The 24,366-nt window shown below is 69.3% G+C and carries 22 protein-coding genes, 1 tRNA gene and 2 pseudogenes; 16 read left to right on the forward strand and 9 right to left on the reverse strand.

Features of this window, described 5'->3' with window-relative positions:
- Positions 1–126 precede the first annotated feature (126 nt).
- The gene (locus tag OG819_RS55865) at positions 127–1,104 is read right to left on the reverse strand and encodes a hypothetical protein (RefSeq protein WP_266657850.1); all 978 of its coding nucleotides are present in this window, start codon (positions 1,102–1,104) and stop codon (positions 127–129) included.
- A gap of 5 nt (positions 1,105–1,109) precedes the next feature.
- Positions 1,110–4,562: a DNA polymerase III subunit alpha gene (locus tag OG819_RS55870; protein ID WP_266657852.1), complete on the reverse strand. Its 3,453-nt coding sequence runs from the start codon at positions 4,560–4,562 to the stop codon at positions 1,110–1,112.
- 552 nt (positions 4,563–5,114) lie between these two features.
- Between OG819_RS55870 and OG819_RS55875 the strand changes: the two genes are divergently transcribed.
- The 4 genes from OG819_RS55875 to OG819_RS55890 all read left to right on the forward strand — a co-directional run bounded on the left by OG819_RS55875 (position 5,115) and on the right by OG819_RS55890 (position 9,089).
- Positions 5,115–5,657, forward strand: a complete 543-nt coding sequence (locus OG819_RS55875; protein WP_266593107.1) for an RNA polymerase sigma factor — start codon at positions 5,115–5,117, stop codon at positions 5,655–5,657.
- Entirely contained in the window at positions 5,654–6,487 is an 834-nt protein-coding gene (locus tag OG819_RS55880; protein ID WP_266657854.1) for a hypothetical protein, read from the forward strand. Before OG819_RS55875 ends, OG819_RS55880 begins: the two co-directional genes overlap by 4 nt.
- Positions 6,488–6,572: 85 nt before the next feature.
- The gene (locus tag OG819_RS55885) at positions 6,573–7,925 is read left to right on the forward strand and encodes an ATP-binding protein (RefSeq protein ID WP_266657856.1); all 1,353 of its coding nucleotides are present in this window, start codon (positions 6,573–6,575) and stop codon (positions 7,923–7,925) included.
- Positions 7,926–8,288: 363 nt separating this feature from the next.
- Positions 8,289–9,089 carry an IS5 family transposase gene (locus OG819_RS55890; protein WP_266657949.1) on the forward strand — a complete coding sequence of 267 codons (801 nt, stop codon included), beginning with the start codon at positions 8,289–8,291 and terminating at the stop codon, positions 9,087–9,089.
- 263 nt (positions 9,090–9,352) lie between these two features.
- Here the strand turns inward: OG819_RS55890 and OG819_RS59460 are convergent.
- Together OG819_RS59460 and OG819_RS55900 are read right to left on the reverse strand one after the other, a co-directional pair.
- Positions 9,353–9,997: pseudogene (locus OG819_RS59460) on the reverse strand (phosphotransferase family protein); the annotation flags it as partial.
- Positions 9,943–10,743: a hypothetical protein gene (locus OG819_RS55900; RefSeq protein WP_266657858.1), complete on the reverse strand. Its 801-nt coding sequence runs from the start codon at positions 10,741–10,743 to the stop codon at positions 9,943–9,945. The gene OG819_RS55900 and the pseudogene OG819_RS59460, both read right to left, overlap by 55 nt.
- 185 nt (positions 10,744–10,928) lie before the next feature.
- Between OG819_RS55900 and OG819_RS55905 the strand changes: the two genes are divergently transcribed.
- Positions 10,929–11,540 carry a hypothetical protein gene (locus OG819_RS55905; RefSeq protein ID WP_266657860.1) on the forward strand — a complete coding sequence of 204 codons (612 nt, stop codon included), beginning with the start codon at positions 10,929–10,931 and terminating at the stop codon, positions 11,538–11,540.
- Between the two features lie 84 nt (positions 11,541–11,624).
- On the opposite strand, the pseudogene OG819_RS55910 reads toward OG819_RS55905, so the two are convergent.
- Positions 11,625–11,816, reverse strand: a pseudogene (locus tag OG819_RS55910) (aminoglycoside phosphotransferase family protein); the annotation flags it as partial.
- Between the two features lie 172 nt (positions 11,817–11,988).
- Between OG819_RS55910 and OG819_RS55915 the strand changes: the two are divergent.
- Together OG819_RS55915 and OG819_RS55920 are read left to right on the forward strand one after the other, a co-directional pair.
- Positions 11,989–12,732 carry an SOS response-associated peptidase gene (locus tag OG819_RS55915; RefSeq protein WP_266657862.1) on the forward strand — a complete coding sequence of 248 codons (744 nt, stop codon included), beginning with the start codon at positions 11,989–11,991 and terminating at the stop codon, positions 12,730–12,732.
- Positions 12,733–12,843: 111 nt separating this feature from the next.
- Positions 12,844–12,920 (forward strand) — tRNA-Met (locus OG819_RS55920).
- Positions 12,921–12,961: 41 nt separating this feature from the next.
- Here OG819_RS55920 and OG819_RS55925 read toward each other — a convergent pair.
- Entirely contained in the window at positions 12,962–13,186 is a 225-nt protein-coding gene (locus OG819_RS55925; protein ID WP_266657864.1) for a hypothetical protein, read from the reverse strand.
- A 138-nt stretch (positions 13,187–13,324) separates the two neighbouring features.
- On the opposite strand from OG819_RS55925, the gene OG819_RS55930 reads away from it, so the two are divergent.
- Positions 13,325–14,230 (forward strand): DNA ligase, encoded by a 906-nt coding sequence (locus OG819_RS55930; RefSeq protein WP_266657866.1) that lies wholly within the window; start codon positions 13,325–13,327, stop codon positions 14,228–14,230.
- A gap of 86 nt (positions 14,231–14,316) precedes the next feature.
- Positions 14,317–14,565 (forward strand): hypothetical protein, encoded by a 249-nt coding sequence (locus OG819_RS55935; RefSeq protein WP_266657868.1) that lies wholly within the window; start codon positions 14,317–14,319, stop codon positions 14,563–14,565.
- A gap of 240 nt (positions 14,566–14,805) precedes the next feature.
- On the opposite strand, the gene OG819_RS55940 is transcribed toward OG819_RS55935, so the two are convergent.
- Entirely contained in the window at positions 14,806–15,744 is a 939-nt protein-coding gene (locus OG819_RS55940; RefSeq protein WP_266657870.1) for a hypothetical protein, read from the reverse strand.
- Between the two features lie 127 nt (positions 15,745–15,871).
- On the opposite strand from OG819_RS55940, the gene OG819_RS55945 reads away from it, so the two are divergent.
- Positions 15,872–17,224: an IS701 family transposase gene (locus tag OG819_RS55945; protein WP_266657872.1), complete on the forward strand. Its 1,353-nt coding sequence runs from the start codon at positions 15,872–15,874 to the stop codon at positions 17,222–17,224.
- On the opposite strand, the gene OG819_RS55950 is transcribed toward OG819_RS55945, so the two are convergent.
- Positions 17,209–17,730: a hypothetical protein gene (locus OG819_RS55950; protein WP_266657874.1), complete on the reverse strand. Its 522-nt coding sequence runs from the start codon at positions 17,728–17,730 to the stop codon at positions 17,209–17,211. The two genes, OG819_RS55945 and OG819_RS55950, sit on opposite strands and share 16 nt — an antisense overlap.
- Complete coding sequence (locus tag OG819_RS55955; RefSeq protein WP_266657876.1) at positions 17,708–18,043, reverse strand: hypothetical protein; 336 nt, start codon at positions 18,041–18,043, stop codon at positions 17,708–17,710. The genes OG819_RS55950 and OG819_RS55955 overlap by 23 nt, the downstream gene beginning before the upstream one ends.
- Positions 18,044–18,591: 548 nt before the next feature.
- Between OG819_RS55955 and OG819_RS55960 the strand changes: the two genes are divergently transcribed.
- From OG819_RS55960 to OG819_RS55985, 6 genes are all read left to right on the forward strand, one after another.
- Positions 18,592–18,879 carry a hypothetical protein gene (locus OG819_RS55960; RefSeq protein WP_323139494.1) on the forward strand — a complete coding sequence of 96 codons (288 nt, stop codon included), beginning with the start codon at positions 18,592–18,594 and terminating at the stop codon, positions 18,877–18,879.
- A gap of 340 nt (positions 18,880–19,219) precedes the next feature.
- Entirely contained in the window at positions 19,220–20,044 is an 825-nt protein-coding gene (locus tag OG819_RS55965) for a hypothetical protein (RefSeq protein WP_266657878.1), read from the forward strand.
- A 43-nt stretch (positions 20,045–20,087) separates the two neighbouring features.
- Complete coding sequence (locus tag OG819_RS55970) at positions 20,088–20,585, forward strand: DUF6420 family protein (protein WP_266657880.1); 498 nt, start codon at positions 20,088–20,090, stop codon at positions 20,583–20,585.
- A gap of 83 nt (positions 20,586–20,668) precedes the next feature.
- Entirely contained in the window at positions 20,669–20,848 is a 180-nt protein-coding gene (locus tag OG819_RS55975; RefSeq protein ID WP_266657882.1) for a hypothetical protein, read from the forward strand.
- 227 nt (positions 20,849–21,075) lie between these two features.
- Positions 21,076–23,610 carry a DnaB-like helicase C-terminal domain-containing protein gene (locus tag OG819_RS55980; protein ID WP_266657884.1) on the forward strand — a complete coding sequence of 845 codons (2,535 nt, stop codon included), beginning with the start codon at positions 21,076–21,078 and terminating at the stop codon, positions 23,608–23,610.
- Positions 23,610–24,182 (forward strand): hypothetical protein, encoded by a 573-nt coding sequence (locus OG819_RS55985; protein ID WP_266657886.1) that lies wholly within the window; start codon positions 23,610–23,612, stop codon positions 24,180–24,182. Before OG819_RS55980 ends, OG819_RS55985 begins: the two co-directional genes overlap by 1 nt.
- Positions 24,183–24,366: the final 184 nt, after the last annotated feature.

The raw sequence follows: 24,366 nt of genomic DNA on the forward strand, positions 1-24,366 counted from the left end.
CCGGCATCGGCACCCAAGCAATGGGCCACATCGCGGGCGTCTGGGGTAGTTACGTCGCACGACGTCCACGCGCGTCCTCTGGGCGGCCACCTCCGTCCTGATGCCGGGCTGACGGGGGACGGGAGCTTATGGCGAGGGCGGCGGGGTAGAGCACCTGGCGGCCGTAGCGGACGCGGGCGCGATCGGCGACGGCTTCGATCGCGAGGGGTCGTCCGCCGAGTCGAGGGTGAGCTGCCGGGTGGCCCGGGCCGCGGGCCGAAGGGCGTCGGCGCGCAGCGCGATGCTGCGGACCCGGGCGCGCTGGAGGCCGAGGGAGTCGTAGACCGCGTAGGCGGCGCGGGCGAGGAGGACGGTGTGTTGGGTGGCTTCGGGCAGGGTCCGGCTGCGGCGGGTGGCACTCAGGTCGGCGTAGCGGATCGTGCAGGTCACGCCGGTGGCGATCTGGTCGGTGGCGCGGAGGCGGGCACCGAGGTCGTCGGCGAGGGCGAGCAGGATGCGTCGGTGGGCGGCCGGGTCGAGTTCGTCCCGGGGGAAGCGGTGTTCCGTGCTGAGGGTCGCCGGGGCCGGGGTGGGGTCGACGACCGTGGTGTCGTGGCCCTGGGCGTGCTCGTAGAGGGCGCGGCCGGCGCGGGCTCCGAGGAGGCGCTGCAGTGTGTGCTGAGGGACGTCGGCGACGTCGCCGACGGTGCGCAGGCCGTACTCGCCCAGCAACGCGGCGGTCTTCCCGCCTACGCCGGGCAGTTCCCGTACCGGACGGGGGCGAAGGAATGCCGCGATCGCCTCGGGGGAGTCGTCGATGACGGTGCGCCGCCCGAGCGGGGTGAGGGCGCACGCCATGGCGGCGAGCATCGGGGTTCCGGCCACGCCCGCCGAGCTGCGCACCCCGAAGTGGGCGAGCGTGCGGAGCTGGACGAGTTCGGTGATGCCGCGAGCGTCGCGCTGCCACCACCGGATCGCCCCGGTGAGGTCGAGGACAGCGCCGTCCTCGAGCATCTGCACGCGCGGCGTGAAGTCCTCCAGCAAGCGGCGCAACCGTTCCAGGAGTTCGGCGGAGGTGTCGGGCGGCAGGTCCAAAGAGAGGCGGAGGATGCTGCGGCCGCTCATCATGATCACCCTGCGCTTCCCTGACTTCGGTGGCCGAGCCGTCGCAGATCCGCCGAGCGGGTCCCGGCGGGCTGGAGGTCGGCGTACGGGTGGAGCCGAGCCCCGGCCGTTCCGTCGGCGAGCGTGCGCTGGGGCGTGTTCGGCTGTGCGGGGGTGGGGGCCGGGCCGGTGCGGCCGAGGAGGTCGAGGGCGGCCTGGGGGCCGTGGTCGCGGCGGGCGGCGGCCACCTCGTCCAGGTCCCAGGCCATCTCGCCGACGACGGTGCGGCGCGGGCCGCGCGCCTCGACGGTGCCGCGCACCAGCAGCAGCCCGGAGTGGAACACGGTGTGCGCCACGTGCTCGTGGGAGTCCTCGAAGAAGGCGATGTCGACCAGTCCGGAGCCGTCCTCCAGGGTGCAGAAGATGATCCGCTTGCCGGACGGGATCGGCGGCGTCTGCGTGGAGGCCCGCACTCCGGCGACCAGCACCTTCTGTCCGGGCACCAAGCCGCGCAGGTGAGCAGCATCGGTCGCGCCGAGCTCGCGCAGCAGCCGGTGGTGGTGCTCCATCAGATGCTGGCTCACGTCGATGGAGAGGGTGTCGAGTTCGGCGCCGAGCTTGTCGCGGCTCGTCATCTCCGGCAGCCCGCTCGGGGCCGCGGTCACCAGCTCGCCGCCCAGCGGCAGCTGCCCGTCGGTGGCGGTGCGGTTGCGGGACTGCCGGTGCAACTCGACCGCCTGCAGCAGCAGGTCCCGCCGGGTCAGGCCGGGGGAGAGGGCATCGAGGGCGCCGATGCGGATCAGGCGCTGCGCGAGCGGCAGAGACGGGCGGGCGCGCACCCACAGATCCTGCAGCCCGGTGTAGGGCTGGCCGGCCGCCAGGCGGGCGGTCTCCGCCTCGCTGATGCCCCTGACCGTGGAGAACGCCAGGCGCACCCCCCAGCCCTGTCCGGTCTCCTCCACACTGTGCTGCCCGCGGGAGTGGTTGACGTCGACGGGCAGCACGGGGATGCCGTGGCGGCGGGCGTCGGCGACGAGGACCCGGCGCGGCCACATGCCCGGATCGTGTTCCAGCAGGCCGGCGTACAGATACGCCGGGAAGTGCGCCTTCAGGTACGCGGACTGCAGGGCGGGGACAGCGAAGGCCACCGCGTGCGCGCGGCAGAAGCCGTACGCGCCGAAGGAGGAAACGATCTCCCACACCTCATCCAGCACCTCCTTGGCGTAGCCGCGCTCCCCGGCCGTGCGACGGAACCAGGCCTCGACCTTCGGCAGCCGGTCGGGGTCGGCCAGGGCGCGTCGGGCGACATCACCGGCGGCACGGTCGCACCCGGTCATCTTCGACAGGATGGCGATGATCTGCTCGTGCCAGATGACCACGCCGTAGGTGTCGTTGAGCACTGGCTCCAGGTCCGGGTGCGGGTACTTGGGGGCGGCGCCGTGCCGGGCGGCGATATACAAAGCGGGCATGCCCCCTGAGACGGGTCCTGGCCTAAATAGGCTGATGTCCGCGACGACGTCCTGCATGTGCCGCGGCTGCAGACGTCCCACCAGATCCTGCTGACCAGGGCTTTCGAGCTGGAAGAGGCCGACGGTGTCCGAGGCGCGGATCATCTCGAAGGCCTGCTGGTCGTTCAGGCTGACGTGGTCGGGGTTGTCGAGATCAAGCAGGCGTCCGGTCGTGCGGCGGATTTCAGCGACCGCGTACGCCATCGCGGACTGCATGCGGACGCCCAGGACGTCGAGCTTCAGGAGGCCGAGATCTTCGACGTCCTCCTTGTCGGCCTGCACCATCGGGTAGCCAGCCGGGGTCGGCTGCACCGGAAGCCGGTCCAGCAGTGCCGCGTTGGACAGGATCACTCCGCACGGGTGCATGGCGTAGCCGCGGGGCAGCCCGTCCAGGCCTTCGGCGAGCTCCCACAGCGGTCCGAACTTCCCCGCCTGAGAGGCGAGTTGGCGTAGCTCCGGCAGCTCGGCCAGGGCGCCGCGAATGTCCCGGGCGCGGAGGTGCGGAAAGCTCATGGCGATGTCGCCGACGACCTGCGGCGGAATCCCGAGGGCGAGGCCGGTATCCCGCAGGGCGTGCCGGGCCCGGTAGGTCTCGGGCATGCCGGTGACCGCGGTCCGCTCCTTCCCGAACCGCTTGATGATCGCGTCGTACACCTCCAGGCGCCGCTCGGACTCCACGTCGAGGTCGATGTCCGGCAACGACGTACGCCGCTCGCTGAGGAAGCGCTCGAACAGGAGCCGGTGTTCGAGCGGGTTGGCGGTGGCGACGAAGAGGCTGTGGTTGACCATGGAGCCGGCGCCGGAGCCGCGCGCGGCGACCCGGATCCCCAGCGCCCGGGTATCCGCGACGACCTGGGCCACGGCCAGGAAGTACCCCTCAAAACCCAGCCGACCGATGACGTCCAGCTCGTAGCGGAGCTGTCGTACGGCACTTTCGTCGGTGTCCAGGCCACGGGCGACCATCCCGGTCTCACACCGCTGCCGCAGCAACCGCATGGCCGAACCGCGCTCGGGGCCGGCGCCGACGACAGCAGGTTCGGGGAAGTGGGGACGCCCGAGCCCGAGATCGGCCGGGGTGAGGGTGCAGGACTGGCCGGTGGCCTCGGTCTCGGCCAGGAGGCGGACCGCCCGGGCGGGGTCGTCGCCGACGGCCTGGGCAATGCGGTCGGCGGCCGCCGCCATGGCGGCCGGGTCCTTCAGCCACCGTTCCCCGCCGTCCAGGTGCCGGCGGTCGACGGGCCGCAGCAGCCGGGCCGCGTCGAGCACGTCGGCCAGCCGGTGCTGGTCGGGGTCGGCGTAGCGGACCGCGCTCGTCAGCACCGTACGTACGCCGAGCTGGTCGGCCAGGCCCACGGTGCGCGCGGCCAGCCGCAGCGAGCCCGCGCCGGTGCCCTGCCGTCCCAGGTACATGGCTTCCAGCCGCAGCCGCTCGCCGGCCACCTCCCGCCACGGCGCGAGCAGCTGCTCGGCGACGTCGGGGCGGCCGGCGGACAGGGCCCGCACCGGTTCGGAGGCCGGGCCGAGCAGCACCACCAGGTCCTGGTCGGCGTACGTACGCAGGGTGGGCCAGGACACGACCGGCGCCGCGCCGCCGGCCTCGGTGTGGGAGGCGGACACCAGGCGGCACAGCCGTGCCCACCCGGCCGCGTTCTGCGCGAGCAGGGTGATCCGCAGCGGCGGTTCCACCACGTGGGCGCCGCCGCGCACGGGCGTACGCGGCCGACCCGCGGCCGGGTCGGGCGGGGCAAGCGGGGCGACGGCGACGTCGACACCAAAGACGGGGCGGATACCGGCGGCCGCGGCGGCGGTGGCGAAGCGGACCGTGCCCGCGACGGTGTCCCGGTCGGTGAGCGTGAGCGTCGTCATCCCACGCTCGGCAGCGCGCTGCACGAGGGCACCGGGGAGGGATGCGCCGTAGCGGGCGGAGTATCCGGAGGCGACGTGCAGATGAGTAAATCCACAGTGCTGCACCTCCCGCCTCTCGCGTGCCCCTCCCTGATCTGCGTCCCCCCAGACCTCCACTATAATCGATAATACGTTCGAATGCGCGACATGACTTCGTCCCCATGTCGCGCGAGGCGGGCTTTACAGCGGTGGCTGGCACGGCCGTACCCGCAGCGTGATCTTCTTCCTCGATCTGCGGAAGGCGCCAACAGCTGCCGCCACCAGGGGCCGTGCGGCGTCTTCGGGAAGGGGGCGCGCGTAAACGGGCGTGCGCCTGTTCGCCAAAAAGTCTTGTGGAGCGACTGAACGTTCGAGGCCTCTGTGCGATGGGATGACTTCATACAGTGATCACGCGCCGGGCTTCGTCCGGCGTCGACCCGATAGGGGAGCCGTGGTGGATTGGGGATGGGGCGACGTGACGTCAGCGGCAGTCGCGGCGCGCGTCTTCGGCCGGGACGTCGCATTGTTCGGACGGCGACTCCTGGGCGCCGGGGTTCGTGTCGGAGCGGCTGAGATCGCCCGTGAACGGCGTGGAACCACCGAGCCGGCAGCCTCAGGTGAGAGCGCGAAGGAGGCCCGATGACCCGCCCGGTGCCAGACCCGCCGCTTGACTTCCAGGCCTTCTACCAGCGCTACCACCGCGCCTACCTGCGCTACGCGTACCTACACCTCGGGGAGCGCAAGGCCGCGATCGAGACGGTGGAATCAGTCTTCGTCCAGCTCCTGGAGAGCTGGTCCGACGTCCTCACGCAGCCCAGCGTGCAGCGCTACGCCCACTCCGTGCTGCGCCGCACCCTCGCCAACCAGATGGTGCTGCGCCACGGCAACACGGCCCTGGTGGAGACGGCGACCTTCGCCAAGGTGCGCATGGCCACGCGCCGACAGCTGGAGGTGCTGGAGTCCTCGCTCGGCCTGTACGCCGCCATCGCGCGCCTGCCCGAACGGCAGATGGACGTCGTCGTCATGCGCTTCGTGCTGGGTTACGACGTGCTGACGGTCGCCGAGATCATGGGCGTCTCGGCGGGGACGGTGCGCTCGCACGTTCATGCCGCGCGCCGGCGGTTAGCGCGTGACCTCGGGGTGCAGTACAGCAAGGAAACGGAAGCGGAGGAGATCGCATGACCCGCAGGGAGGACCACGACCACATCGACGACCTGCTGCCTCAGGCCCAGGTGATGGTGCCCGGCTTCGAGTTCGACGACGCCGAAAGCGCCGCGATGCTCAGCCGGATCGCGCGCCGGGCGCTGAGCCGGGCCACCGACGCCATGGACGAATGCGCCCGCCTCGTCACAGCCGAGGCCCCCGGCCGGCCGCGCCCAGAGCCGGTGCCCGCGAACCCACCGGTCTACCGGCGGGCCGCCATGAACCTGGCAGAACTCTCCTGCCGGGTCGTACGCGACCCCGACACGGTGGAGGCCATGGCCCAGCTCGTCAACTCACGCTCTCGCATCGAGCCGGCCGGGGCGCTCACCTTCGCCTGCCTGCTCTACCTCTCCGACCGCTCCGAAGGCGCCCAGTTCTGGTGGCAGTTCGCCGCAGGCGCCGGCGTCGCCACCGCCGCCTACTGCCTCTACCTGCACCACACGCAGTGCAGCGAGGACGACATTGCACGCTTCTGGTATCGCCAGGCCCTCACCCTCCACCACCACACCGGAGGCGACCTCTACCCGCGCATCGACACCGAGCCCCCCACGCCCCTCACCAACAGCTGCCATACCCCCCGCGCCGTCGCCGCCGCGATCGCCGCCATCACCCCGCTCGCTTCCGGCGATCGCGCAGACGTGCCGACCTGCGCGGCCGCAGGAGTGTTCAGCTGGGCACTTGATCACTTCAAACTCGCCGATGCCGTGTGCCGCCTCGAAGCCGACCCCGACGAGGACTACGGCCTCGTGCCCCGTCCCGACCCCGCGCTCGCCGTCGAGCTCGAGGAACACATGGAACACGCTCCCTGACCTCGTCGTGGTGCCGCGCCGGAACTAGCGGGACAGTTGTCAATCTCAGTGACAAAAAGGGGTGGTTCAGGCAGGATCTGGCGGCATGGTCGCTCTTCGTTCCCGTCGTCTGGAAGGGCTCTTCGGAGCCCCGCTGGACGCGGTCTCGTACACCCAGATCGCCGCCCTGAAGACGAACTCGGTCTCCGAGTCCTACGACCTGGAGTTCAAGGGGGAGCTCTACGGCGGCAACGACAAGGCCAAACGGGACTTGGCCGGTGACGTGGCGGCGCTCGCCAACACGGCCGGCGGAGTGCTGCTCCTCGGGGTTGCCGAAGACGACCAGGCCCGAGCGGCCGGGCTTCCCGGCGTCGCGCTCAGCGACAGTGAGGTGCTGCGATACCGCAGCATCGTCGCCGACATGGTCCACCCGCTGCCCACCTTCGACGTCCGCCAGATCGAGGACCCGGACAAGCCCGGTCAGGGCTTGCTGATGATCGCGGTGCTCCGCAGCCCCTCCGCCCCGCACGGGGTGCTGGTCAACGAGGGCCTGCGTTACCCCAGGCGCAACGGGGCCAGCATCATCTACCTGTCTGAGTCCGAGGTCGCGGCCGCCTATCAGGACCGCTTCGCCCGCCGCCAGACCCGCCACGAGGACCTGCTCCGCTACGAAGGCGACCTGATCAGCCGTCTGGACGTGAGCGACCAGACGTACGTCGTCGTCACCCTGGTCCCGGATCTCGGCGGCGACTTCACCCTCGACACCAGGACCCTCCGTGCCTTCCAGCAGGAAACCCGCGACAAGGACCTGCTCGTCTTCCCGCGAGGGGTGCATGTCCGCCACGTGATGGTGGGCAGCCGCCGCCTGATCGCGCACGGCGGCCGCGAGCCAGCCAAGGCCAGCTGGATCGCGTGCGAGTTGCACCAGAGTGGCGCCGGCTCCTTCGCCGCCCTCGCCTCCGACCGCGCCTCCCTTGCCACGCCGGGCCACCAGGACGAGACCGCGGCTGTGAGCCGGATCATCGACGAGGACTTGGTCGTGGACATCTGGTCCGGTCTGCGCCTGCTGGCCCGCCATGCGCGGGATCGGGCTGCCGCCGGCGGTCCTGCCACGGTCTCCGCGACCATCTGTCCTGTCGCACCCGAACTGCCAGCCGAACTGCGGCACCCACGCGGGCACATCGGTGGTCAGCTCGGCACCCATCAGACAACGGAGACACCCCGAGTAACGTCAGTCTTCGACATCGACGACCTCGCCGAGAATGGGCCAGCACTGATCGCGGCTACCTCCGCCATGTCAGCCGGCCTCATCCAGCACTTCGGCTACCCCGAGACGCCGCAGATGACCACGGACGGCATGATCCGCAGCAAGTACTGGAGCGCGCAACGGTACGGCCCCGCCGTACGGGAGTGGGCCGCCCAAGCCGAAGTCGTCCTGTCGGACGAAACCCTCGACTGAACCCGGCACCCCCCGCCGATCTGCCAGCACCGTCCACTTCGCGCGGCCATCGGCACCTCCGACCTGTCGTGTCGCGGCCCTCGGTGACGCTGTTGAGCTGGCCAACCGGTTCAATTCATCACGTACGAGCACGGGCCTGGCCATGAGAACTACGACCATGTCCCGCGTCGGCACTACGGACGCCCTGCCGCAGCTTCGGGACACGACCCGGCACGGGGGCGCCAGATGGTTCTTCGATAACGACTCCTAACAAAAGGCGGCTTCTGGACCTCCGGGAATGACGGCGTGTCAGTTTTCGTTGATGCTGACCGAAGGGGGTGCGAGCCAGTCGAGACCAGGAAGACCGCTGCCAGGCCCTGGGAGATCGAAGACGAGTTGTGGGCGTGCATCGAGCCGCTACTGCCGGTCGTCCCGCGTAATCCGCGGCGTCCAGGTCGTAAGCGTCTGGATAGTCGCAAGGTGCTGTGTGGGATCCTGTTCGTGCTGTACACCGGGATCCGCTGGGAGTTTCTGCCCCAGGAGCTGGGTTTCGGCTCGGGGATGACCTGCTGGCGACGGCTGCGGGACTGGAATGAGGCCGGGGTCTGGCAGCGCCTGCACGAGCTGCTGCTCTGCGAGCTGCGGGCCGCAGACCTGCTGGACTTCTCCCGGCCTGCGGTCGACTCCAGCCACATCCGCGCGATGAAGGGCGGGCCGGCTACCGGTCCGTCCCCGGTGGACCGGGGCAAGACCGGCAGCAAGCACCACCTGATCGTCGAGGCACACGGCATCCCGCTCGCGACGATCACCACCGGCGGCAACCGCAACGACGTCACCCAACTGATCCCGCTGATCGAGGCCGTCCCGCCGATCCGCGGCAAGCGCGGCCGGCCACTGCGCCGCCCCAAGCACCTCTACGCCGACCGTGGCTATGACCACGAGGTCTACCGGGACAGGGTTCGCCGGTTCCAGATCACCCCGCACATCGCCCGGCGCGGCACCGGGCACGGCTCCGGCCTGGGCGTCTACCGCTGGGTCGTGGAAGGAGCGATCGCGCTGCTGCACTGGTTCCGCCGCCTGCGCACCCGCTGGGAGATCCGCGACGACATCCACCACGCGTTCGTCACCCTCGGCTGCGCCGTCATCTGCTGGCGTCGACTGCGCACCGCACTTTGCCGGGAGTGAGGGCAGGCGATGCGCTTGAGGAGTTGGCCTGCTCGATGCGTCAGAACGCACTCGTGGTAGTCGAGCCCGTGCAGCCTCACAGCCGGGCTCTCAGTACGTCGACCTCGCAGCCTGGTGCGAGGTCGAAGCCGTGCTTGCTCAGCCAGCGAACCGCCAGCAGGCTTCGCAACGACCACCACGCGTGGGATCACGTCGGTGTCGGTGCCGTAGCCGGCGACGACGTCGCCGAGGTGCTCCTCGTGTCCGAGTGTGAAGGTGGCGAGGTCGTATGGGGCATCGCCCTGGCCCGCCTCGGACCAGTCGATGATGCCAGTGATCTCGTCGCCGTCGACGAACACGTGAGCGATCTGCAGGTCGCCGTGCGCGAACGCCAAAGGCCACGGCCGGAGCACGGCCTCGGCGACCTGGCGGTTGCGGGTGACCAGGTCGGCGGGCACGACGCCGTTCGTCAGGAGCCACTCGCACTCGCCGTCGAGATCCGCCGCCAACTTGTCGAGACTCCGGCCGCTCTGGCCGGGCCACGGCGGCAACGGTGCGCCGTGCAACTTCCGGATGGCAGCACCCGCCGTGCTCACGCCGTCGGCGACGGCTCGCCGAGGCGGCCGAGTGCCGTCCCCGTGTGATTGAGCAAGGTAGTTGTCACCACAGTTGTGCGGCGACGCGGGGTCCGTCGTCGGGTTGAGCGTGCCGGCTGTCACCATGTGAGCGCTGAAGTTGTTACCTGCTTCGATCTTCGCGAGGGGACGCCGCGCCGGCATCCCGTACCAGGTGAACCGCATCGTCCGCCGGGCCCGCTCGAACGCCGCGTCGCGGCCCGGTTCGTACTCGATGTGTGCCGGCTCGGTGTTGCGCGTCAGCGGTGGCTGACGTAGGCGACGAGTCCGCCGACGGTCAGACCCACTGCGCATCCGTAACGGAAGTATTCGTAGCGCATGCTCGGGGTGTACTGCGCGTCGGTCATCCCGTACGGGAAGCGGACCCCCAGTCTCACGCCGCACAGGCACACGACGTATCCGTGACGCAGGGCGGCGGCCTCCCATTCGGGGTCGTGCGGGACCCAGATCCGCGAGTAGAGCTCACCGTCGGGCGTCCGCAGTTCCAGCCGGGAGTAGGTGTATCCGAAGTCCTGCCACGGCCCTGGCTGGTCATCGGGGATCTCGTGCAGTTCCCAGCCGGGGATCGAGCGCAGGTCGGCGTCGCCGGGCGGCCTGCGTTTCATGCCGAAGTAGACCTCGTCGGGGTCGCGTCGCGGTGGTTCGCGCATGCGCAGCTCGTCGAATATGGTGGGCCGCTTCTCGTCGAGACAGCCCTCGTCGTCTGACCTTGGCGGGTCGGGCAGGCGCAGGTCGGAGAATTCAGGCGGTAGGCGCCTCATGCCGAACAGGATGGCGCTTTCGATCTGCGGTTCCTTGGGTACCTCGTCGATCGAGGCCGCCTCCGGCACGGCGTACTGGATCCCGTAGCCGCCCACACGCAGGGAACGCCTGAACTCGAAGAGGGCAGCGGGCATGTGACGTGTCTGTGCGTGATCGAGGGTGACTGTGCCTTCCGCGGTCTCCAGACCCATCAGGACGGCCTCGAGCCGCAGCGCGGGGTCGTCGCTGAACAGGATCTGCCCGTGGTCGTCCACCTCTTCGAACTGACGCCTGCTCATCTCCTGAAGCCCTCCGGTTGGTTGCCGTTCCGCGTCCGCGAAGCCGACGATGGAATGTTGAACCATCCTATTGAAGGATCGTTCAACAATCCATACATTGGAACGCGTGCACCACCAGGCCGGCGGTTTCGTCGAAAGCAGGGGTGAGGGTGAGCGCGGAGAAAGCAGGCACAGGGCGGACAGGCGTGGCTTGGCGGGTGCTGGTGGGCGCCGCAAGCACCGGCGCAGCGTTGGCGCTGTGGGCGATCGTGCGTCTGATCGGGCGCACGGCCTTCGTCGCGCACGCCCAGTGGATCGACTTGCTGTGCGCGCTGGCGATCCTCCTCGGCTGCGTGTTCCTGTGCACGTGCTGGTACTTGGACCTCCGGTGGCTGCTGTGTGCGGTGTGCCTCTTCGGGGTGCTGATCCTGCAGAACCTGGAGCTGGAACAGCAGGCACTGCACCAGCACGGGCATACCGAACACGTCAGGGTCCGACAGATTCAGTGGTCCGCCGATGACGGCATGGATCCGGGTGTCCACCGCTACACGGTCACCGTCCTCGACGGCCCACCGCTGGCTCCGTTCGAGGAGAACGGGCTCATGGGCTGGAAGTGGGTGGTAGGCGGCACTTACACGGTGACCGTCGATCCCCAGGGCAGTGCCCCGCTCAGTCGGGGGGACAAGCCCGGGCCTCCGGTGATCCAGCAGTTCCTGCAGATCCCACTCGGCCTCGGCCTGGCCTTCGCCCTGTGGCGGCCCGCAGGGCTGCTCCTGCGCCGACAACGCGTCCCATCTGCCGGATCCACCCAACCATAGGGGGCTGTGATTGAGTAGCACCGGGGCGCCGACCATCTCATCTGCTCTGGTCCCGGGACCGTGCGACCATCTCGCTCAGTGACACCCCGGCAGCGCGCCGAGCGCGAGCACGGGCGGCTTGCGCCACAGAACTTTCGGGGTCGGGACCGGCGCCAGGAGCATCGCCTCGCCCTCGACGTCGATGCGTGCGTGATCGGCGTCCACCTTCAGGAACACGTCGCCGACGCGCAGGGTCGCGCGCTCGGAATGGGCGACGACGACCTTGACCTCATCCATGGCGACCAATATCCCGGATGACCGTCGACGTCGCCGGGTTTAGCGCGTGCGATTGCGCGGCTGACCGCGTCCTGCTACCTGGCGGCCTCGTGCACGACACCGACCGCTGACCAGGCCAAAGCCCAGCACTTTTGTTAGGAGTCGTAAGCCCGGCCGGTGGCACAGTGGCTGCATGTGTGGCCGATACGTCTCCACCCGCAGTGCCGAGGATCTGGTCCAGCTCTTCCAGGTCACCGACTGGCGTGCCGAGGAGACGCTCGCGCCGAACTGGAATGTCGCGCCGACCAGCGATGTGTGGGCTGTCCTCGAGCGCACCGCGCGTGGACATGATCATGCCGCACCGGAGGGCAGGCAGTTGCGGCCGCTGCGCTGGGGCTTGGTGCCGTCGTGGGCGAAGGATGTGAAGGTTGGCGCCCGGATGATCAACGCACGGGTGGAGACCGTGCACGAGAAGCCCGCCTACCGCCGCGCGTTCGCCAAGCGCCGCTGTCTGTTGCCCGCCGACGGCTTCTACGAGTGGCAGCAGCTCAAAGATCAGGACACGGGCAAGGCCCGCAAGCAGCCGTACTTCATCCATCCCGAGAACGACCAGGTGATGGCGCTCGCCGGACTGTACGAGTACTGGCGCGATCCAGCGGTCAAGCAGGACGACGACCCGTCCGCCTGGCTGATGACCTGCACCATCATCACCACCGAGGCCACCGACGCAGCTGGCCACGTGCACCCGCGCATGCCGCTGGCGCTCACCCCGGAGCACTACGACGCGTGGCTCGACCCCCACCACCAGAACCCCGACGAACTGCGCGCACTGCTGACCCAGCCCGCCGACGGCCACCTGGACGCCCGGCCGGTCTCCACAGCAGTCAACAACGTCCGCAACAACGGCCCTCAACTCCTTGAAGACACCGCACCGTAGATCGCTTCAGCGGACCGGGGTTGAGGCACCGTCTGGAGTCGCCCGTACAGCTTCGGCCGCGAGTAATGGCGCGCTCGGACCACTCGCATGCCGTAGGCTGCGGTCTATCGACGCGGGGTGGAGCAGCTCGGTAGCTCGCTGGGCTCATAACCCAGAGGTCGCAGGTTCAAATCCTGTCCCCGCTACCAACTCCGGCCCCCTTGACGCCATGTCGCGGGGGCCGGATGCGTTATGCGGCACGGTGAATGACCTCGCCCCGCTCCTTCGTCCACGTTCGCAGAGGCTCACGCTCCGCGCCGGTGTCCTCCAGCAAGACGATGGTCACTCCGTCACGGCTGCCGTGGATCCCCAGCCAGCCGCGGAACTTCTCCAACGCCACCGCGTGGTCGGTCCAGGTGCCTTCCACGGCCGGGCCGCTGGGCCTGAACTGCATCGTGACGTGCCATGTCCCCACGGGGCCATCCTGCCCGACCAGCCGCTACGGCGACGACACTCGCGACCGGGCCGGCGGGCACGGCCAACCGGTGGATCTTGCTTCTGCTCCCCGCGCGTCACACCCGGTGCGGAGCGCTCGTCCGGTGCGCTGAAGGCCATGGCCCGCGAGGATGTCCCCGTACGCCCGCCCGTCGATGTCGTACGCCCCGTCACCGCGCGGGACCTTCCTGCCGAGGACCACTGGCCGGGCGCCAACACCCGCTATGAGGTCAAGGCCGACGGGTGGCGGGCCGTCGCCGGCGTCCTCGAAGAACACCGTCCCGTCCTGTACTCGCGGCAGGGAGGCGACCTCGGCGCGATGGCCCCGGAGGTCCTGGACGAGCTGCACGATCTGCCGGTCGGAACGGTCCTGGACGGAGAGCTGTGCGCCGTGGTCGGCGACCGCCTCGACTTCACCGCGCTGGCCCGCCGCCGCGGCCGCGACCGCCGGCGATGGCCACCGATCGTGTACCTGGTCTTCGACTGCCTCGCCATCACCGGCACCGACCTGCGCCCCCGCCCGCTGCAGGAACGCCTGGACCGGCTCGGCGAGTTGTTGCGGCCACCGCCCAGTGTGATCCAGCCGGTGCCCGCCACCACCAGCCGCATGGAGGCCCTGGCCTGGTACGAGGAGCTCCGGCCCCATGGCCTGGAGGGCTTGGTCGCCAAGGGCCTGGGCAGCTCGTACGCTCCCGGCCGCACCCGCTGGCTGAAGATCAAGCATGTCGACACGGTGGACACGGAGATCGTGGCGATCGCGGGCTCCCCGGCCCGCCCCGCCTACCTCGTGGTCCGGCTCCCGGACGGCACCCTCGCCCAGACCGCGCAGCTGGACAGCAGGCAGCGCGCCGCCGTCGGCCGGGCGCTCGCCGAAGGCGTCCGGGAGGCGCTGCCCGGCGGAGGCCACCGGGTGGTCACGCCGCTGCTCGCTGAGATCGAGGTGGGCACCACCCGGCACCGCACCGTGCGGTTCGTTCGCCTCCGCGAGGACCTGGGTCCGGCCGAGCCGGGGCCGTCCGGGTGAAGAGGGCGGTGTCACCAGCGCCCTGACCGGAGCCCGGACGCTACAAGGAGGGGGAACCGGCGCGGGAAGGAACGGGCGGAGGGCCGATGGCGACATGGCAGGACGAGCCGGGCGCCCGGGAATGGCGCCAGGCCGTGGACACGGCCGACCGTGTCCACGGCCCAGGCGTCCCCCCGGGCGAGCTGCCGGGCTACCGCCAGGGCTGTGCTGCGATCGACGAGGTGGTGCGACTGCTGGCCGACCCCACCGGGCTACCGACGGAATTCGCTGACCTGCGGGAACATGGCTCGCATTGTGTGGAGTTCCCGTGCTGGAGTGAGAGGGGTTCCCGGTGAACGGCCGTCCGTCGGCGTCGTCGGTCGGGTGTTCCGTGCCGGTGCATTCCGTCATCTGACGAGCCGTACCTCGTAACCCACGACAGGCCTACAAGCACACCCGATCTTCGCTGACAGCCTGAAAGAACCCGCGGACGGGCAGGTGCGGTGATCTCCCATACAGGAGACGCTGCCGTTCGAGGACCTGGAGGAGATGCCAGCAGTGTCGCCCCGGTGCCATCGTGCGGTGCAGCCGTTCCGCTACCAGACGGCGACATTGTCGGTCAAATACCGCTGACAAAAGCGCTCGAACACCCCATCTTGCCGCGACTGTTCCGGGAGGTATGACTGATCTCCCGGATCGCCGCCTGTGATGAGCGCATCCAAGGTGTTGTGCGCCCACGCGTTGAGGAGGAACGCTGGACACCTGTCGTGGAACAAGGGTCCGGTCCAGAGACCGTCGGTGAACTGCATGAGCGGCGGATGCGCCGCGCTCCAGACCAGCCTGAGGTGATCGATCTCGCCCTTCCCGCCGTCAGCCATCGCGGAGACATGCGAGGTGCTGGGAAAGACGAAGCTGAACGGCGACTCGCTCCAGTGGTGGCGGAGGTACAGGCCGCACCGAATGACGGCGTTGAGATCACCGACCAAGTGCTGGTTGGCTGCGGGATGACTGTCCAGGCCGGGCTCGGCGTGAGTGATCGGGCCGGCATAGCTCACGCCTGCCTTGCGGGGGATCTGGTCGAATACGTAGGCGATGCCTTCCTCCTGGCCCAGCCCCGGGAAGTCGTGCAGGTACATGTTCCGGGCGATGAACTCATAGATCCTGAGGAACCGGCTTGGTGGGTACAGGTCCTCCCATTGCAGGCGAGTGATCGGCGAGCCCCAGTAAGGCAGTGCGGGGTTGGTGGCAATGTGTACGACGACCAGGAACATCTCGGGTGTCGTACCCGCCCGGCAGAGCTGGTTCGCCACCTTCCATGCGTCGCCGTAGACCGGCTCGTCCAGCTTATAGCGGACAAGTTTGGACAGTTCGACCAAGTTGCTCGCATTGGCATTCCACTTAGGCCGAAGCTCATCCAGCGTGGAGGCACTCTCCCACAACGAGCGGGTGGTCAGGTGGACTCCGTCGACCACAACGGGTCTCACTCGCCCGCGCAGGAGACCGTCGGCTATCTCGTTGCCTGGATGCGCGGTCATGCCAGAAAAAGACTCAGCCGCTCGCCACGCGTCGGACACGGCAGCTGTAGTTCCAGCGTCTGCGCTGGTCAGTGAGTTGCCGGGGCGGGTGCGGGCATGAGTACGGCCACCGTGATCATGAACGTTTGTGACGACGTATCAAGACGCGGTGGCCGCGGAAGCAACGATAGCCGAGCGGGCGTGGGGCGAGGCGTTCGGGAGGGCGATGCGGACGGTCGCGGGCTGCTTCGCGCGACGTGAAGCCCGGGCGACGGCGGCGGAGTTGGTCGCGGGGCTGTTGCTGGAGGTGGACACGCGGAACTGCTGGACGCTCGCGCAGGTTCTGGGACATCCGGGCCCGCACCGGCTGCAGCACCTGCTCTCGCGCGCCCGGTTCGACCATGAGCGGGCCCGGCAGGAGATCGCCTGCCTCGTGATCGATGAACTCGCCGGTCAGAGCGTGGTATTGGTGGCGGACGAGACGGGGGATGCGAAGTCGTCCACGGACTGCGTGGGCGCCGGCCGTCAATACTCCGGTGCAATCGGCGGTGTCGGACTGTGCCAGGTGGCGGTACACCTGGCGGCGGTCACCGCGACGACGAAGGTGATCATCGATCGGGCCCTGTATCTCCCGGCGGACTGGGCTGCGGACGAGGAACGCCGCGAGGTCGCCGGAGTGCCGGAGGAGATCGCCTTCGCGACGAAGCCGCAGCAGGCGCTGGCCATGGTCACCGACGCGCTCGCCGCCGGGCTGAAGGCCCGCTGGTTCGCCGGCGACGAGGTGTACTGCGGGCGCGAACTACGCCGGGGCATACGGGCGCTGGGGCTCGGCTACACCGTTGGCATCGCCGCCACCTACCAGGTCATCGACGGGACCGGACGCCGGTGGGAGGCCCGCAAAATGATCAATAAAGTGCGGCCCGGGCAGTGGATGCGCCGGCAGACCGGACACGGCACCAAGGGCACCCGCGAGTACGACTGGGCCTGGCTCGATGTCCGCCCCGACGACGCTCCCGAGGAGAACCGGAACGAGAAGGAGCCCGGGACGAGTGTGCTGGTCGCGCGGCGGCACCGCTACACCGGTGAGGTGTCCTACTTCCGCTGCTGGGCACCCGGCGACGTCTCGCTCGGCACGCTGGTGGAAGTGATCTGTCGCAGGTGGCGGATCGAGGAAACCTTCCAACTCGCCAAGGGCTTCACCGGACTCGACCAGGGCCAGGTGACCTGCTGGAACTCCTGGATGCGCTGGTCACTGTTCTCCCTCATCGCCGCCGCCGTCCTTGCCCTCACGGCCACCGCCGTCCACGATGCCGCCGAGGACGAGCCCGCGCTCGTCCCGCTGAGCTGCCCCGAACTCATCCGGCTCCTGCGAGCCCTCGTGCTGCCGCCACCCGTCCGCGACCGCGAGCACGTCCTGCACTGGACCGCCTGGCGACGCCATCACCAAGCCGTCGCGACCGCCTGCCACCAGCAACGACACCACCGTCACGACCAACCGTGATCAAGAACTACAGCTGCCGTGTCGGAGATCGCGTTTCCCACGGCATCCGCAGCGCGCCAGCGGACTCCTCTGAGATTCTCGAAGTCAAGGAGCGCCTCGTAGGTGAAGCGCAGGTCGAGCCAGATCTGGCCCATGAGGGCGAACTCGGAACCTGCCATGGAAGGGTCGTAACCGGACTCGTACGACCATAACGGGTGCCCGGCCCTGAACCGCTCGACGATCTGATCGCGCATTCGATCGGGCACTTCCTGGATCGCCCGCTGGGCCGTGATCGCGCGTGCACGCTGCAGCAGAACCAGAAGCAGCCCAATGCTGGAGGTCTGGTAGCGAACCCAATGGGCGATCTCGTGCTGGTAAGTCGCGTGCCAGAAGTCCCGGGCATCCTCGTCGCTCTCAAAGCGGTCCGGGCTGAAGAGGATGTGGCTTCTCAGGTCCAGATGCCAGCCGCATGGACCCGCAGACAGCAGGGGCGCCGCAAACACCTCAGGCCCCGGAGTCGACGGCATCAGGCTCCGCCGTCTCCTCCTCTGGACGCTGCTCCAAGCTCTGGGTCGCGCCCAAGCCCTCCGTCGTAAGGGTGCCGCGTCTGCGGGCGGACAGCACCGCGAGCTTGATCAAGTCGTACACAGCGCTGCTGGCCACACCGACGCCAACCTCGATGATCAAGGTGACGAGCTCAGCGTTGCCGAGCCGGTGGCTGTCCTGCTCGACTCGGATGATGGACGTGGATGCACCGATCGAGAATTCCTGACTGCTGTTCAGGTCATCCAGCAGCATCCTCAGATTCGGAACTTCCCCCGTGATCCGCACCTGGGCCATCTAGCCCCCCGTTCCTCGTCAATGGCGCTCCCCGCGAGAGCTGGAAGAAGTTTAGACACCGACCCGCCAACCGGAGATCACTTTGAGTGAAACGGGCCAACCCGGCTGCCGCGACCGTCGATCGCCGTGCGACGGTTGTCCAGTTCCGCAGCACTCCTGAACCCCCAGCAGCTGCCCGACCTGCTCCCATCCGCGCATTCCGTCACCGCTCGATCCGCATTTCGTCGGCTCCACCCACCGTGCTCGGGGCGCTGACCGCGGCCCGGTCGGCCATGCGCTGCGCACTGCGGGTGACGCCGCAGTCTGGGCCTGACCAGCTGTGCTACGAACAGCGCTGGGAAGGACGCCACCGATGGGACGGTCCGCTGCAGGTGTGCGACCGGCCGACCTGCGGCCGCTGCCTACCACTGAAGGCGACGGCGGAAGAGGCACGGCCCAGCGGAAGCCATCGTCGGACAGATGGAGGCGAGACCACTGCCGAGAACGCATGACCTGCGGGCGCGGCGGTCGACGATGCGAGGCTGCCTAGCGCGAGCAACATAGGATCCATGAACGTGGCACACACATTCGACGGTCTCGTGGAGATGCAGAAGGCGGCCGATGAGGCGCACGGCCGGGTCCTGGAACTGCGGGACACCTACGGCCGTCCCACGGTGACCCCGTGGCCGCCAGAGCAGACCGAGACGTACGAACAGGCCTGGCAGCACTGGAGGAAGCTAGCCGGTGAAGCCCAGGCCGCCGTCACCGCGCACGCCAAAGACGAGGACAAACCCCGGTTCGAAGTCGAGGCCGCAGTACGGACCACGGCCCGGCATCCGGAAGCAGCGACGGCCTAGAAGGTCACCGCGCCCGTCCTTTGGTCTGCATCACCGCAACGATCGTGCCCCCAGCGGGAGACGCGCGTAGTGCACTGCGGGCAGTCCAGCACGCAGCCGACTTCGAACTCCGGCCCGGTGTACGGGATGACGGACACCGTGCCGGGCGCACCCCCTCCATCCCGGCGCGGGCCGGAGGTATTGGGCCGGGACGGTGCGCGCCGAACGGCACCGCGGCCGGTGTAGCTGGAGCCGGGCCCGTCGGGTCTGCCGGCTGGAGCCCGCGGCCGGGGGGAAATCGGCGGTGATGCGGCGGCCCGCCCGGCAGAATCGGGTGACCGACACGCCCTTTGGGGGAGCTATGCAGGAACTCCGCTTCGACGACGACATCCGGTTCACCGCGGCAGTCAGCAGCGACCAAACGTGGCTGCAACGCGCGCTGGGAGCCCACCAGTTGGGCGTCCAGCTCGCCGTCGGGGTGTCGCCCTTCACCGAGGCCGGGAAGATCCTCGTCCTGGAGGCGGACCTGTTCGGCTTCGAGACGACGGGGCAGCGTTCCCGGCTCGCCCGGACCACGGCGAACCTGGCGTACACCCCGACGGTGACCGTCCACCGCGTGAACCTGTCGTTCCCGCTGACGTCGTTGCAGGTCCACGCGATCGAGGAGGGCCGCACCGGCGACGTCCGGTTCGAGATCGACCTCAACGCGACCCTGCCGCAGGCGCCCGGATACCCGGGGAGCGCCCAGGACACGGCGTACATCACCATCGCCAAGAGCCGGTGGGAACAGCAGCTCGCGCAGCTGGGGCCGTCCGCCGCGTTCGAGATGGCCGTGCCGTACCCGCTCGGCGATCCGGAGCGGGATGAGGTCGGCCGGACGCTGCGGGAGGCGCAGCGGCTGCTGACCGTGGGCGAGGTCCGGGCGTCGATCCTGGAGGTCAGGCGGGCGCTGGAGTGGGTTCGGGAGAACGTCACCTGGGACAACCCCGGATCGAGGAAGCAAGCCAGCCAGTGCAACCAGACCGAGCGGTGGTGGCGGATCCAGGACGCCCTGTACGGCCAGACCTGCGGCGCCCTGCACAACGACGCGGTCACCAAGACCTTCAAGTACGACCGGGCCGAGGCGGAGACGCTGCTGGCGATGACGGCCGCACTGCTGCGGAACGTGCCCGGCACCAGCGCGTGACGGGGCGTCCCGGCCTCCGCCCCGCGACCGAAACGAGGACCGCATGGCAATCGAGCACAACGGCATTGCAGGCCCCTACTTCGAGTACGACGGACTGCCCGCCCTGCATGCGGTGGATAAGGATCTGCCGCTGATCCATCCGTACGCCCCGGTGATGCCTGGCCGCTACGTCACGCCCGGCGGCGGACGGCTCACCATCCGCCCGCCGGAGAAGCCCGCCCACATCCGGATCACGCTGGACCACCTGGGCTGTCCTGCCCAGCTCACCGACGAGAAGAACGCTGCCTTCAAGCGGCTCGCCCTGGCCGCCGAGGGGTACTGCGTGCAGGCCGGGTGCCGACACCGCGCCGCGTACGCGGACGGGGTGCTGCGCATCTTCGAGGTGCGCAACGGGAGCATCGCGCTCGCCGCGTTCGTGCGCGCCGCGCTCGCGGTCGAGCTGGGGGACTTCGCTTCCACGGACCGGCTCTTGCAGGAGGCTGAAGGACTGACCGGGCCTGTCCGCCGGGAGGGCGAGGGGGGCCAGGCCAGCGGCGGATAGGCGCCCCGTGGCCGCTCTTGATGCGGACCGCCCTCGACCTCGTCACAACCTCCGTCCAGGGCCTCCATAACAGGGGGCGCCTGATGTCCGACTACCGGGGCGAGCCGCTCGACGAGGTGCTCGAGCGCTTCACCGAGGCTTCCGGCAGGGCGCGGGACCTCGCGGGCGACCTGCACGGCACCTTGAGCAGGGCCCACTCCGCGGTCGGTCACCTTGCGTACAAGGAGATGCCCGAAGAGCAGGAGTCGGCAGCGCGTAGTTGAGCCTGCCTGTTCGGCGCGGGGCGATCCTCTGCAGGCGGAGTGAGCGAAGGCCGGGTCCCGGCCTTGGCCCTTCCATGCTGCGGCTCGCCGGTGAGTGCTTCAAGCGGTCAACTCACATGCAACCGCTTCACTAGTGAGTGAATATTTCAGCTAAGTGTATGGCTCAAGCCCATGGACTGAGTCGATTCTGTTACCATAGTGGGGAGTTGAGTGCACTAGGAGGGTGAGTGAGCCAGGAGCCGCCGGCCGGGGCCGCGATGAACGCGACCGAAGCCCGTAAGGATCTCTACGCCCTGGTCAAGCGCGCCGAGGAGGACGGGGTCACCACGCTGATCCATAAGAGGGAGGATCGCGCTCTGCTGGTACCGCTGGACCGGTTTCCGGCAGCACGGAAACCCGACGCGTTCCCCTCACACCTGCTCAGTGCAGCGCAGAAGGACTTCGGCGACCTGATCTCGCGAGCGGCTCAAGGCCAACCGCAAGTGCTCCGTCGCAGCCGCACACCTGTCGCGGTGCTACTGCCCGTCGACACCGACTCTGCTCCCCACTCGTCACAGGCCGCGGCCATGAGCGCGGCGCCCGCAGGAGGTGCGGTGAACAGCCAAGCCACTCAGGACCGCGGCAGCACGCCGCGCAGGCTCGCCACGCTGGGCGACACCATCGGTTCGGTGCTCGCCTCCGGCCCGGCCGGCGGCCCCACGTTCGGGCTGCCCGGCCTGGACGCCGCGACAGGCGGTCTCCAGCCGGGCCTGCTGACACTCGTCGCAGCCCCACCGGCCGGCGGCGGAAGCCTGCTCGGGCTGGCTGCCGCCAGAAAAACCGCGCTCGGCGAAAGCCGCAAGGTCCTGTACGCGGCATCGGGACCCAACCGGGCCGACATCTTCCGCCGGATCCTCGCCGCCGAGACCGGCGGCGACTACCCACGCCTAAAGCAAGGCCGCCTCACCGAACACGAACAGCAGGTCGCCCAGCAACTCCGCCAGCAGGCCTCCGTACTGCTCATCGACGACGGCAGCGACCTGACCGCCGAAGCCATCGCGGAAACCGCCCCACACGTCGAGGACCTGGCCCTCGTGGTCGTCGACCGGCTCCAGGCCGCCCACAACGCCCGCCTTCCCCTGTCCGGGAACCGCCTCCCGGACGCCTCCCAGGTCCTGGCCTCCCTCGCACGCACCCTGCACGTGCCGGTCCTCGCCATCGTGGACAGCACCGATCCCACGCTCCTGGGTCTCCTGGACGCCGACATCATGCTGACGCTCGCGCCGACCGAAGACCCCTCCAAAGTGGAGGTGACCGTCGCGGAACGCGACTTCGGCGCGATCGGCTCGGCGTACCTTCAGCCCGACCTGCTGCACGCCCGCTTCCTCGACGCCGGAGCCGCCCCCGCCGGCCGTACGGGTGGCGAAGGAACCGCACGTAATCTGGGCAGCACGATGGAGCAGGAGCTGGCCGAAGCCGCGCTCCCCTACACGTCCGGTGCCCAGCAGGGGCTGCCCGCCTCCGTCACCCACGTGTTGGCGGCACTGCGGACCGCACTGGTCAACGGCGATCGTGAAGCCCTCGCGGAACTCGGACCGGCCCTCGCTGAGGCAGCTTCGGCACCGCCGCAACTGCCGGACACCGCTGAAGGGCGCCGCCTCGCCTCCGCGCTGCAGGCGTACAACACCACCGCGCCCGCCGACACCACCGGGCAGCCCGAGGCCGCCGGTGTCCAGCCCGCCGCTGACAGTGGGCAAGTCCCCGACGATGTCGACGAAGAAGACGACGACAGGGACGGCCTGGCGCCGGGGGATGAGGAGGACGAGCCCGAGGGAGCCGTCTTCCCCGCCCTGAAGATCCTCAAAGACGCGGTCGCCCGCTCGAAGATGCACCCGATCCCGGTCATCCGCACCGAGGAACGCGACAGCGGGCCGTGGACCCTGATCAGCGAGGACATGGACGGCGAGCCCCGCTGGGTGCACCCCGACGTCACCCTCACGCGTGTCCCCCACATGAAGGCGAACGGGAAGCGCGTCCGACGCGACCGGCTCGACGTGCCCGACTCCTTCGGCGCAGGCGTGATGTGCCTGATCGACCGCAACGGCAGCTACCCCTCCGCCTGTTCAGCCGTCCCCCTCGCCCCGAACAAGCTCCTGCACACCGGCCCCCTCCAAGCGTTCGACAAGACCCAGGCCGGCATTTACCTCATCGAAATCCCGCAGTGGAACCACACCGACATGCCGCACCCCCTTGGACGGATCATCGACCGGCCCGACGAGCAGGGCCGCGTGTGGGTCACCACGCCCCACATCAAGCAGCTCGAGAAACTCGTCCGCGAAGGCCACCTCGCCGCCGCGCCGACCATCCACGACTCCTGGACCGGGAAGGCCAACGAGTCGCTCTTCAAGCCCTTCTACGAGGCCACCCGGAAAGCACGGACCGAGCTCGTCCAGGTCGGCGGTGACCCCTACAAGGCGTACAAGACGCGGCTGTCCATCGCCCTGCGCCTTCTGTGGCCCAAGCGCGCGGAACAGCGGTCCCCGTTCTGGCGGCCCGACTGGCGCATGAGCATGGTCGCCGAGGCCTCCGTCCGCCACTGGTCGGTAGCCTTCCGGGCCGTCCAGGACGGGCACAAGCTCATCGCCCTGCGCAACGTCGACGCGGCCGTCTTCTGGACACCCCCCGGCACGCCCCCCGCCACGTACCGGATCGGGACCGGCTTCGGCGAAGTGAAGGCCAAGTTCGTCCAGCCCGGCGACATCATCCCCGAAGGTGACGACTGATGGCCGGCCCCACAGGCCACGGAGGATCCCTGGGCGCCGCCCTCAACGAGCTCCTGCGCTCTCAGGTCACTCCCCGGCACCGGCTGTCGTCGTACAACGCTAAGCACTGGCACGCCCAGCTCAGCCAGCTCACCGCAACCCACCGCGGCTACCAGGCCCTGGACGAGGCCGGCCTCCACGTGACCACCAAGACACTGCTCAACTGGCTGTCCGACCCCGAATACAACATCCGCCGCAGCTACCGCGACCTCGTCCACACCGCCTACGAGAACGTCGCCACCGTCCCCGCCGACCCGATCCCCGACCACGTCAAGAACGGCCAGTTCGAAATCAGCGGCACCGTCAAGACCGGCAACGACGAACGCGTGCGCGGCACACGACGGGCCGCGCCCCTGCGGATCGACGGCAGCAGGGGCGACTGGGGAGCCATCGAGGAACTCTGGCTGGCCGGCGAGCTCACCGACGACGACTTCGAGGACCACTTCATCGACGACGTCATCGTGGCGGACATCGGCGAAGGCACCGACGGATGGGAGTTCCCCGGCGCCTCCTACTCCGTCGAGCTGAGGTGACACCACCGTGACGAATCCACTTTCATCGGAATGCAGCTACGCGAAGCGCGAGGCAATGACCTCTTCCGGCTGAAGGTGGAGGCCGCCCGCCGCCTAACGCCGGGCCGTTGATCGGCTGTGCGAGTGCCGTACCGGAGAAGTGAGAGCCGCCTTCTGCGCCCTGTTTTCACAGGCAAACGTGTCT

It is taken from the genome of Streptomyces sp. NBC_01549 (genome assembly GCF_026339955.1).
Classification (GTDB): domain Bacteria; phylum Actinomycetota; class Actinomycetes; order Streptomycetales; family Streptomycetaceae; genus Streptomyces.